The sequence below is a fragment of the Corynebacterium sp. HMSC036D02 genome, assembly GCF_001836165.1.
GTDB lineage: Bacteria > Actinomycetota > Actinomycetes > Mycobacteriales > Mycobacteriaceae > Corynebacterium.
Map to the genome: position 1 here is coordinate 1 of NZ_KV827678.1, position 9316 is coordinate 9316.

Here is a 9316-nt window from a genome sequence, read left to right on the forward strand (position 1 = left end):
TTCTACTGCCCCAACTTTGCAACAGCACCATTTAGAGTATGCCGCGGGTGACAGCGTTGTCTTCGCGGATGATCTCCTGACCGATGCGCTTCAGGCCGAGGGAACGCAGCGTGTCACGCTGGTTCTGCTTCCTACCAACAGTGCCCTTGATCTGACGGATCTTCAGTGCCATGGGTTATGCCCCCTGTCCTGCAGCACGAGCGCGCAGCATGGCTGCCGGAGCAACCTCTTCGAGGCTCTTGCCACGACGTGCGGCGACCTCTTCTGGGCGCACGAGCTCCTTGAGGCCGGCCACCGTTGCGTGAACAACGTTGATGGCGTTCGGCGAGCCGAGCGACTTGCAGAGAATGTCCTGGACGCCAGCGCACTCCAGCACCGGGCGGGCTGCGCCACCGGCGATAACACCGGTACCTGGTGCAGCCGGACGCAGCATGACGACGCCTGCTGCGGCCTCGCCCTGCACCGGGTGGGTGATGGTGCCGTTGATCATCGGGACACGGAAGAAGTTCTTGCGAGCTTCCTCGGCACCCTTCTGGATAGCAGCCGGGACTTCCTTGGCCTTGCCGTAGCCGACACCGACCATGCCCTGGCCGTCACCCACGATCACCAGAGCGGTGAAGCTGAAGCGACGACCACCCTTGACGACCTTGGACACACGGTTGATGGTGACGACGCGCTCGATGTACTGGTTGCGCTCGTCCTGCTGGTTGTTGCGACGATCGTTACGGCCACCGCGGTCGTTGCGGCCGCCGCGCTCGTTGCGATCGTTGCGGTTGTTATCGGCGGAGCGTCCGCCGTTACGGTCACGTTCCGACATCACGCGTTCCTTCCGTTGGAGTTCATGGTGTTGGTGGTCATTAGAACTTCAGACCACCTTCGCGGGCGGCGTCAGCCAGAGCGGCGACGCGGCCGTGGTACTGGTAGCCAGCGCGGTCGAAGACGACTGCCTCGATGCCAGCTTCCTTCGCACGCTGTGCGATCAGTTCGCCAACCTTGGCGCCACGTGCCTTCTTGTCGCCCTCGACTCCACGGACCTCTGCTTCGAGGGTGGACGCAGCGCACAGGGTGTGACCGACGGTGTCGTCGATGACCTGAACGTGCATGTGACGAGAGGTACGGTGCACAACGAGACGTGGAGTCTCTGGGGTGCCGGACAGGGTCTTGCGGATACGGAAGTGGCGACGTGCGCGAGCGTTGCGACGGCGGGTGGAGATGTCCTTGCCCACCGGCAAACGCTGGCCTTCCTTGTTCGTTGCGTTGTTGCTCATTACTTACCCGTCTTTCCATCCTTGCGACGGACCTGCTCGCCTTCGTAACGGATGCCCTTACCCTTGTATGGGTCATCCTTCCGCAGACGGCGGATGTTAGCGGCGATCTGTCCAACCTGCTGCTTGTTGATGCCTTCGATGGAGAACTTGGTGTTTCCGTCGACGGCAAACTTGATGCCCTCAGGCGCCTCAATCAGGACTGGGTGAGAGTAGCCCAGTGCGAACTCCAGGTTCTGGCCCTTGAGCTGCACACGGTAACCCACACCGAAGATTTCCATCTTGATGGTGTAGCCAGTAGTAACGCCCACGACCATGTTGTTGATCAGGGAGCGGGACAGGCCGTGCAGGGAACGGTTCTTGCGGCGGTCATCGGGGCGGGAGACGACGAGTTCTTCGCCTTCCTGAGCCACGGTGATTGGTGCCGGAATCTCTTCAGCCAGGGTGCCCTTAGGACCCTTGACTTCAACGTTCTGGCCGTTGATGGTGACGGTGACGCCAGAGGGGACGGTCACCGGTGCCTTGCCAATACGAGACATGGTTAAACCTCCTCTTACCAGACGTAGGCGAGGACTTCTCCGCCCACGCCCTTGTTGTTGGCCTCACGGTCAGTCAGCAGACCCTGGGACGTGGAGATAATAGCCACGCCCAGGCCACCGAGAACCTTTGGCAGATTAGTGGACTTTGCGTAAACGCGCAGACCCGGCTTGGAAACACGACGCACGCCAGCGATGGAACGCTCGCGAGATGGGCCGTACTTCAGGTTAAGCTCCAGGGTCTTGCCGACGGTCTCGTCGTTAACGGAGTAGTCGGCGATGTAGCCTTCCTGCTTCAAGATTTCGGCGATGTTGGCCTTGATCTTGGAGGATGGCATAGACACGGTGTCGTGGAACGCATTGTTTGCGTTGCGCACTCGTGACAACATGTCCGCAATCGGATCAGTCATGGTCATGTGAAGTGACCTGTTGCCTTTTTCGTTACGGTTCCCGTGCTCACCCTTGATGAATCGCGTGTACCGCACGATCGCTGGCTACTCACGCTCCGCCTAACTCAGTAGTTAGGGGTGCTCGCTGCCTTTATCCGTGCGGCCGCTTCGGGCGAGGGGCCTGTAACAAAGTGGATGTACAGTTTTTCTCCCTTGTAGCGGGAGACTCTTTCCGCAGGTCATGTGGCATTCCCGGGATTTTGACGCGTTAGCGTCGAAAAAAAGAACATGGGGGTACCTACCTACGGCAAGACCTGACTAGCCTAGCAACCAGCTAAAACATGTCCAAATCCCTGCTCAGAAGCATAGAGCTGAGGTGTAGGGTCGGCGCCATTCAGGGCCGACCGACCTCACTAGCCGCACCTGCTGGCTCACACACTCACCTGCACAGCTCCACAATCCCTCCTTGTAGTACTTTGATTAGGCTTACCTTGTTCACATAAGCTTGCTCCCGTTAAGATCATGGACTTTCACGCGTCAAGGAAGGATGCATGGCTATCTCTACCCCGCATGCGCAATCCCCTTCTCAATCACACCTGGGGTCTCGCGCGGACGCTACTGCGGACGCTTCTGCCAGCGCTCCATCAGGTAAAATCCCGCGTCGCCTCGTCGGCCTCGGCGTCCTTTTCCTCCTATTGCTCGCCAGCATCGTTGCCAGCATCGTGTTTGGATCACGGCAGATCCCTTTTGGAGAAGTGTCCGCCGTGTTCCGCGATCTCGGCACGGCGTTCGGCCACGCGGAGGGGCTGAATGTGGATCAGCGCGTGATCGTCGAGCTCCGCATTCCCCGCACCCTGTTGGGCCTAGTCGCCGGTGCTGCCCTTGGCGCCTCCGGTGCATTGATCCAAGGGCACACGCGCAACCCTCTCGCGGACACGGGCATTCTCGGCATCAACTACGGTGCGTCCCTGGCCGTGGTTGCCAGCTTCTCCTTGCTGGGTGTGACGTCCGTGTGGGCTACCAGCATGTGGGCGTTCGGTGGGGCCATCGCTGCTACTGCGTTGGTGTTTAGTTTGGCGTCCATAGGAGGAGGACAGGCCAATCCAATGACGCTGGTCCTCGGCGGCGCGGCTTTGTCCGCGGTCCTCAGCGCCATCATCAGCGGTTTTATCCTCACTGACGATGCCAATCTGGATCGCATGCGCTTCTGGACCGTCGGCTCCATCGCGGGCCGGGATCTCACCGTGTTCTACGGCGTGCTGCCGTTTATCCTGGTGGGCCTCCTGCTGGCGTTCATCACGGCACCGCAGCTAAACCTCCTGAATCTGGGCGATGACATCGCCTCCGGACTGGGCATCAACACCCAGCGCGCCCGCCTGATTGGCATGGCTCTGATCGCACTGCTGGCCGGTGCCGCGACAGCTGCCGCCGGCCCCATCACCTTCATCGGCCTGGTGGTCCCGCACCTCGTGCGCGCCATCACGGGCCCTGATTACCGCTGGATCCTCCCTTACTCTGCCCTGACGGGTGCGGTGATGATGCTGTTCGCAGACGTGGTGGGCCGTCTGATCGCTCGTCCGGGCGAGTTGCAAGTAGGCATCATCCTCGCGTTCGTGGGCGCGCCGTTCTTCATCGCCCTTATTTATCGACGCCGGGTGGTGGCCATTTAATGAGTTCCCTCCTTGCCCGCCCTACCTCTTCCACTATCCCTGGGCGCCCGCCATTCCGCGTGGGCTCATTTTCTGTGGTCTGGCGCCCTCGCGCGTTGACGGTGTCTCTATTGCTGCTCGTGGCGATCGTCTTGCTAGCGGCGGTCTCCATCGGCCTGGGTGACTATCCTGTGTCCCCGGCTCGTGTGCTGGAGGTGCTGTTCACCGGCCAGGGCACCCGCATTGAGCGTCTGGTGGTTTTGGATTGGCGCATGCCTCGTGCGCTGACGGCCATTCTGGTGGGCTGTGCGCTGGGATTATCCGGAGCCCTCACTCAGTCCGTGACTCGCAATGCGCTGGCCAGCCCGGATATCTTGGGCTTCACTACGGGCGCGTCCGCGGCCGCGGTCACCGTCATCACTCTGGGTGGTGGCGCTGGTGGTTTCCTCGGCTGGCTCAGCAGCATCGGCATTCCCTTGGCCGCGGTGCTTGGTGCGGCTGTCACCGCAACGGTGATGTGGGCTCTGGCGTGGAGGAGATCGACTGATTCCTTCCGGCTAGTGCTGTTCGGCATCATCATCTCTGCTCTGTTGACCTCGTATATCAACTTCCTGATGATCCGCACGGAGTTGCGCGATGCCGCGGCCGCGCAGTTCTGGCTTACTGGCTCCCTGAGCACTGCGGACTGGTCCAAGATGTGGCCCATCGCCATTGTTGTGTTGGTGTTTACACCGCTGCTGGCCTGGATTGGTCACCAACTTTTAGCCACCTTGCTGGGCTCGGATACTGCACGGGCTTTGGGACAAAACGTCCAGGGTGTGCAGGTGCTTCTGCTCGCCGCTGCCGTGGCTTTGGCAGCAGTGGCGGTCTCGGCCGCTGGCCCCATCGGGTTCGTCGCCTTCGTGGCCCCACAGGTGGCGCTGCGCTTGTGCAACTGCTCTGCACCACCGCTTCTGGCCTCTGCGCTGACCGGCGCTGCGCTACTCCTGCTGGCAGATATCAGCACCCAAACTCTTCTGCCCGTAGAGCTGCCGGTGGGCATTCTCACCTCGGCAATCGGCGGTGCGTTCCTTATTTATTTGCTGGTCCAACGGAATAGGTCAACCACGGCATGAGAAAAGATCCCACCCTGGAAGTTAGCAGTGCCGCGAACAAAGAAGGACACATGACTCAGAAGCACAGCATGAGCGCACGCGGCCTCGCCGTGGGCTACGGCGACCGGACGGTCATCGAAGGCTTGGACGTGGACTTTCCTCGCGGGCAGATCACCACAATCATCGGCCCCAATGGCTGCGGCAAATCCACGTTGTTGCGAGCCATGTCTCGTCTCCTTCCGGCGAATGAGGGCGAAGTGCTGTTAGACGGCGCCGATATCTCATCCATCAGGCGCAAGGACCTCGCACGGACCATCAGCGTGCTGCCACAAACCCCTACCGCCCCGGAGGGACTCAACGTGGCTGATCTCGTCTCGCGCGGTCGGCACCCACACCAATCGTGGATCCGTCAGTGGTCGTCCACGGACGAAGCCGAGGTGCACAAGGCGCTGGAAATGACTGGCTCGATGGGGCTGGCGGAGCGCACCCTGGATTCTCTGTCCGGAGGGCAGCGGCAGCGTGTGTGGATCTCCATGGTTCTTGCGCAGAACACGGACATCCTGTTCCTGGACGAGCCCACCACCTACCTGGATCTGGCCACGTCGGTAGAGATTTTGGAGCTGGTGCAGCGTCTACGCCGAGAGCTGGATCGGACTGTGGTGATGGTGCTGCACGATCTCAACTTGGCTGTACGCTACAGCGATAATCTCGTGGTGATGAAGGATGGACAGGTCCTCGCCACCGGGCGTCCCAGCGAGGTCATTACCCCAGAGCTACTGCTCGAGGCGTTTGCCCTCAACGCGCTAGTCATCGAGGATCCTGTCACCGGCGGTCCGCTGATCGTCCCCAAGTGACGATCAGGGCTTAGTCCTCCATCAGCTCCTGGGCGGGAGTCTTCTTGGACTTCCGCCAGTTGATCATCGCGGAAATCACCACCGGAGTCACAGACACCAGCACGATGACGATGGCGATCATGTCGATGCGATCCGCAATGCCCGGGATATCCCCCAGCAGCACGCCAATGCCGACCATGCTGACAATCCACAGCACTGCACCCGTGACGTTCCATCCCACGAACTTCTTGTACGGCATCTCCGCGGTACCAGCGGCCACGGGAATGTAGGTACGCACGATCGGGATGAAGCGCCCCAGTACCAGAGCCAACGGCCCGTACTTCAGGAAGAAAGCCTCGGCTTGTTCGAGGTGCTCGGTTATGAGGATCTTGGCGTCGGGCTTAAACAACTTGCGGCCAAAGCGGTGGCCGAGCCAGAAACCTACCTGGTCGCCCAAGAACGCCGCGACGATGGCCACGCCCACCAGAATCGGAACGTTCAAGCCCAGCTGATCGCGCAAGATTGCCGCGGTGACCAGCATGGAATCGCCGGGGAGGAACGGGAAGAGCACGCCGGATTCAATAAAGATAATCAGCGCAATGCCGCCGAGCGCCCAGCCGCCAAAGTTCTGGAGCAGGGTGGTGGCGTCCATGAGGTCGCTTAAGTGCACAGGGAATCCCTTCTAGAAAACAACTGGTCTATTCTTACCCCGGTTTCTGACCGGAATACAGGCAGCTCGCCCCTAGCGTGCATCCGTTATCCCCATGAGTGCCCGTCCCCTAGCCAGCAACAGCAAAACCGCCCCAGCACGTTCATGCGGGGCGGTTCGGCAGTTGATTCAGACTACTTCGTGGCGTCTGCCAACGGCTGCTCGATCTTGTCCAGCAGGTAGTTCAGGCTCAGCACGGTCTGCCATCCGAAGGCCTTTTCCAGGTCGCCTTCCAGGTAGACACTGTGTCCGTCCTTCACGGCGGGCAGCTTGCCCACGATCGGATCCTCGGTCACAGAAGCCTTGCTCTGCTTCGGAGAGTAAGACAGTTGATCCCACACCAGCACGTCAGAGTTGATCTGGTCTGCGTTTTCCTTGGAGACCTCACCGTAGAACTTGTCCTTGGTGATGCCCGCGTAGGCCGGGTTGATCTTGAATCCCAGCTCGGTGAAGAAGCGGCTACGCGGATCGCCCTCGGCAAAGACAGCCAGGCTCTCGTCGGAGACAGTGGCCACGCCGAGTTCCTTTTCGGCCCATTCTGGGTGGCGGCCCTTGAGCTCTGCGAACTTCTCCTTGACCTGCTCCACCTGGCGCTTTGCCTCTTCAGGCTTGCCCACGGCCTGCCCGATCTCTTCCGTGGTCACGTCCCATGGTTGCTGTAGTTCTTCGTATTCGCCCTTTTGTACGACGACAGGGGCGATCTCAGACAGCTTCTTGTACGTGTCTTCATCGATGTCCGAGTACACGGCCACGATGAGGTCTGGATTGTCCTTGGCGATGGCTTCCGCGTTGACTTCTGTGTCCTTGTCGATCCGAGGAGTGTCGCCCTCGATCTTGTCATTGGACCAGTTGCCCGCAGCCTGACCATCCGGGGTCATTCCGTCCCAGTACTTCACGGAGACAGGAGTAACTCCCAGCGCCAGCAGTGCGTCCTGATCCGTGTAGCCCAAGGAGACCACGCGCTGCGGGGCTTCCTTGATTTCGGTGGAGCCGTAGCGGTGCTCGATGGTGGTGGGGAATGCGCCCTGCTCGGCGTTGACTGCCTGGGAGTCCCCGGAATTTCCGGACTGGTCATCAGTCGAGCAAGCGGTCAGTGCCGCGCCCAAGGTCAGCACAGCAGCGGTGCTAACGAGAATCTTCTTGAGTGTCATTTTTCTCCGTTGTTACTGGTGACGGATTTCCGCGCGAGGCGTGGCCCGTACACAAAAGGGAAAGGTCAAACCTTTGGTTGGATATATCCAGCCCTATGTCCAAAGAATTCGGTGGCGGTCAGTTCCGAGTTGTCGTCGAGACGAACACGATCCAGAACAATCGCCGGCGCCGGCACGTTGGCACGGGGCGATCCACAGACCACCGCGATTCCTCCCTCGTGAGGGATGGTGACTCGGCCGGGGGTTCCGCCGAAGCGGCCCTGCGAGACGTGCGCGGAAAGCACGCGGACGCGCTGGCCTCGGAATTCAAAGTAAGCATTGGGGTACGGGTCGGACTGCGCCCTGACCAGCAAGGCGATATCTTCCGCAGGTTGGGTGAAATCTATGCGAGATTCCTGCTCGCCGCGCTTGTGGAAGTACGTAGCGCGGGTGGGATCTTGAGGTTGCGCAGTGGCGGTGCCTTGGGCGACGTCACTCAATGCGCGTTCCACGAGGGGCTCGATGAGGTCGATGGTCTTGGCCACGAGATCCGTGGTGGTGTCCTGCGGACCCACGGGGATCGCGCGCTGGGCAACGATGGGTCCGCCGTCCAGCACTTCATCCATCTCGTGCACAGTGACGCCCACGTGAGTTTCCCGGTTCAACAGCGCCCACAGGATGGGCGAAAATCCGGCGTACTCGGGCAGGAGACCATCGTGGACATTCAATGCGCCGTGCTTGGCCAGGCTGAAAACCTCGGGAGGAAGCCAGGTTCGCCAATTGTTGGCCACGATGATGTCTGGTGCAGCATCGCGCAACGCCTCAATGACGTCTTGACCCACGCGCTCAGTGACACACACCTGGAGCTCATGTTCGCTGGCGAGCTCCTCAACGGAGTCTGCCCACATTTGCTCATAAGGGTGATCGCTGGCAGGGTGCGTAACTACCAAAACTACTTCATGACCAGCATTGATGACCGCAGACAACGTCCGGTGTCCCCACGACTGATAGCCGAAAACAGCAACTCGCATGCAGGGGATGTTAGCTTAGGTTTACCTATGTAGTCAATGATGAAAGTGGCGCAATTTTCATGCCAGACTCCCCGGACGTGACCACCCTTCACCGAATCTCGGTGCCCGCGGATGCGGAAGCCCTCGTTTTCCCGGACCCCTACCGCTCGAACGTCGAGCTCACCGAATCGATGTCCACCGTCGATGTGCGCATCCCGGCGCACTCAGCAGTGACCTATAGCTTTCAATCCGGCGAGCTGAAATATCCCGATCCACATAACGCACACGGCGCAGGCCCACAGGCGAGCCTATTGAGCGGCGATTCTGTGGACCAGACACTCTGGCCGCCTCGCTCCCCAGAAGTCATCGCGGACTTGCCCGGCGCACGCCTGTCCATCGACCGGAAGGTATTCGGCAGGCGCTGCACCGCGCGCCTCGATGACCGCGGTGCGGATACCACCGTGGTGTTTTTGGATGGCGATGACTGGATCCATCTGCATGACCTCACGGGCGCACTGGACCGGGCAGTCACGGCAGGGCTTATCCCCCAGATCAACCGCGTCTTCCTGCCGGCAGCCAAAGACCGCAGCGAGGAGTACACCTCCCAAACATTCGCCAGCGCACTGGCCACCGAGCTTCCGCCGATCATCAACAGCAGCCACATAGTCCTGGTGGTGCTGTTGCAAAGTTGGGGCAGTAGA

General features: G+C 60.5%; 11 protein-coding genes and 1 pseudogene. 4 read left to right on the forward strand and 8 right to left on the reverse strand.

Features of this window, described 5'->3' with window-relative positions; translation table 11 throughout:
• Positions 1-31: 31 nt before the first annotated feature.
• Genes rpmD through rpsH form a run of 5 tightly spaced genes read right to left on the reverse strand, consistent with a single transcriptional unit; the run spans position 32 to position 2217 of the window.
• A complete protein-coding gene (gene rpmD / locus HMPREF2743_RS06155; RefSeq protein ID WP_035004239.1) occupies positions 32-172 on the reverse strand; it encodes a 50S ribosomal protein L30 in 141 nt (46 codons plus the stop codon).
• A 3-nt stretch (positions 173-175) separates the two neighbouring features.
• Positions 176-817 (reverse strand): 30S ribosomal protein S5, encoded by a 642-nt coding sequence (gene rpsE / locus HMPREF2743_RS06160; RefSeq protein ID WP_012359604.1) that lies wholly within the window; start codon positions 815-817, stop codon positions 176-178.
• Positions 818-857: 40 nt separating this feature from the next.
• Positions 858-1268 (reverse strand): 50S ribosomal protein L18, encoded by a 411-nt coding sequence (gene rplR, locus HMPREF2743_RS06165; RefSeq protein WP_035004242.1) that lies wholly within the window; start codon positions 1266-1268, stop codon positions 858-860.
• Positions 1268-1804, reverse strand: coding sequence for a 50S ribosomal protein L6 (gene rplF, locus HMPREF2743_RS06170; RefSeq protein ID WP_035004244.1), 537 nt, complete (start codon positions 1802-1804; stop codon positions 1268-1270). Before rplF ends, rplR begins: the two co-directional genes overlap by 1 nt.
• A gap of 14 nt (positions 1805-1818) precedes the next feature.
• Complete coding sequence (gene rpsH, locus HMPREF2743_RS06175; protein WP_034986964.1) at positions 1819-2217, reverse strand: 30S ribosomal protein S8; 399 nt, start codon at positions 2215-2217, stop codon at positions 1819-1821.
• A gap of 524 nt (positions 2218-2741) precedes the next feature.
• Here rpsH and HMPREF2743_RS06180 point away from each other — a divergent pair.
• Genes HMPREF2743_RS06180 through HMPREF2743_RS06190 form a run of 3 tightly spaced genes read left to right on the forward strand, consistent with a single transcriptional unit; the run spans position 2742 to position 5787 of the window.
• The gene (locus tag HMPREF2743_RS06180) at positions 2742-3860 is read left to right on the forward strand and encodes a FecCD family ABC transporter permease (protein WP_005325331.1); all 1119 of its coding nucleotides are present in this window, start codon (positions 2742-2744) and stop codon (positions 3858-3860) included.
• Positions 3860-4954: a FecCD family ABC transporter permease gene (locus HMPREF2743_RS06185; RefSeq protein ID WP_005325330.1), complete on the forward strand. Its 1095-nt coding sequence runs from the start codon at positions 3860-3862 to the stop codon at positions 4952-4954. The genes HMPREF2743_RS06180 and HMPREF2743_RS06185 overlap by 1 nt, the downstream gene beginning before the upstream one ends.
• 50 nt (positions 4955-5004) lie before the next feature.
• Positions 5005-5787, forward strand: coding sequence for an ABC transporter ATP-binding protein (locus HMPREF2743_RS06190; protein WP_019176090.1), 783 nt, complete (start codon positions 5005-5007; stop codon positions 5785-5787).
• A 10-nt stretch (positions 5788-5797) separates the two neighbouring features.
• On the opposite strand, the gene HMPREF2743_RS06195 is transcribed toward HMPREF2743_RS06190, so the two are convergent.
• From HMPREF2743_RS06195 to HMPREF2743_RS06205, 3 genes are all read right to left on the reverse strand, one after another.
• Positions 5798-6436, reverse strand: a complete 639-nt coding sequence (locus HMPREF2743_RS06195) for a DedA family protein (RefSeq protein ID WP_005325329.1) — start codon at positions 6434-6436, stop codon at positions 5798-5800.
• Positions 6437-6609: 173 nt separating this feature from the next.
• A complete protein-coding gene (locus HMPREF2743_RS06200) occupies positions 6610-7626 on the reverse strand; it encodes an iron-siderophore ABC transporter substrate-binding protein (RefSeq protein WP_005291893.1) in 1017 nt (338 codons plus the stop codon).
• A 65-nt stretch (positions 7627-7691) separates the two neighbouring features.
• Entirely contained in the window at positions 7692-8636 is a 945-nt protein-coding gene (locus tag HMPREF2743_RS06205) for a methionyl-tRNA formyltransferase (protein WP_005325328.1), read from the reverse strand.
• Positions 8637-8713: 77 nt separating this feature from the next.
• Here HMPREF2743_RS06205 and HMPREF2743_RS06210 point away from each other — a divergent pair.
• Positions 8714-9316: pseudogene (locus HMPREF2743_RS06210) on the forward strand (enterochelin esterase); the annotation flags it as partial.

Excerpts from the sequence above, each read along its gene's own strand:
- rpmD (WP_035004239.1), bottom strand. The coding sequence starts at position 172 with ATGGCACTGAAGATCCGTCAGATCAAGGGCACTGTTGGTAGGAAGCAG.
- rplR (WP_035004242.1), bottom strand. The coding sequence starts at position 1,268 with ATGAGCAACAACGCAACGAACAAGGAAGGCCAGCGTTTGCCGGTGGGC.
- HMPREF2743_RS06185 (WP_005325330.1), top strand. The coding sequence starts at position 3,860 with ATGAGTTCCCTCCTTGCCCGCCCTACCTCTTCCACTATCCCTGGGCGC.
- HMPREF2743_RS06200 (WP_005291893.1), bottom strand. The coding sequence starts at position 7,626 with ATGACACTCAAGAAGATTCTCGTTAGCACCGCTGCTGTGCTGACCTTG.
- HMPREF2743_RS06190 (WP_019176090.1), top strand. The coding sequence starts at position 5,005 with ATGACTCAGAAGCACAGCATGAGCGCACGCGGCCTCGCCGTGGGCTAC.
- rpsH (WP_034986964.1), bottom strand. The coding sequence starts at position 2,217 with ATGACCATGACTGATCCGATTGCGGACATGTTGTCACGAGTGCGCAAC.
- HMPREF2743_RS06180 (WP_005325331.1), top strand. The coding sequence starts at position 2,742 with ATGGCTATCTCTACCCCGCATGCGCAATCCCCTTCTCAATCACACCTG.
- rplF (WP_035004244.1), bottom strand. The coding sequence starts at position 1,804 with ATGTCTCGTATTGGCAAGGCACCGGTGACCGTCCCCTCTGGCGTCACC.
- HMPREF2743_RS06205 (WP_005325328.1), bottom strand. The coding sequence starts at position 8,636 with ATGCGAGTTGCTGTTTTCGGCTATCAGTCGTGGGGACACCGGACGTTG.
- rpsE (WP_012359604.1), bottom strand. The coding sequence starts at position 817 with ATGTCGGAACGTGACCGTAACGGCGGACGCTCCGCCGATAACAACCGC.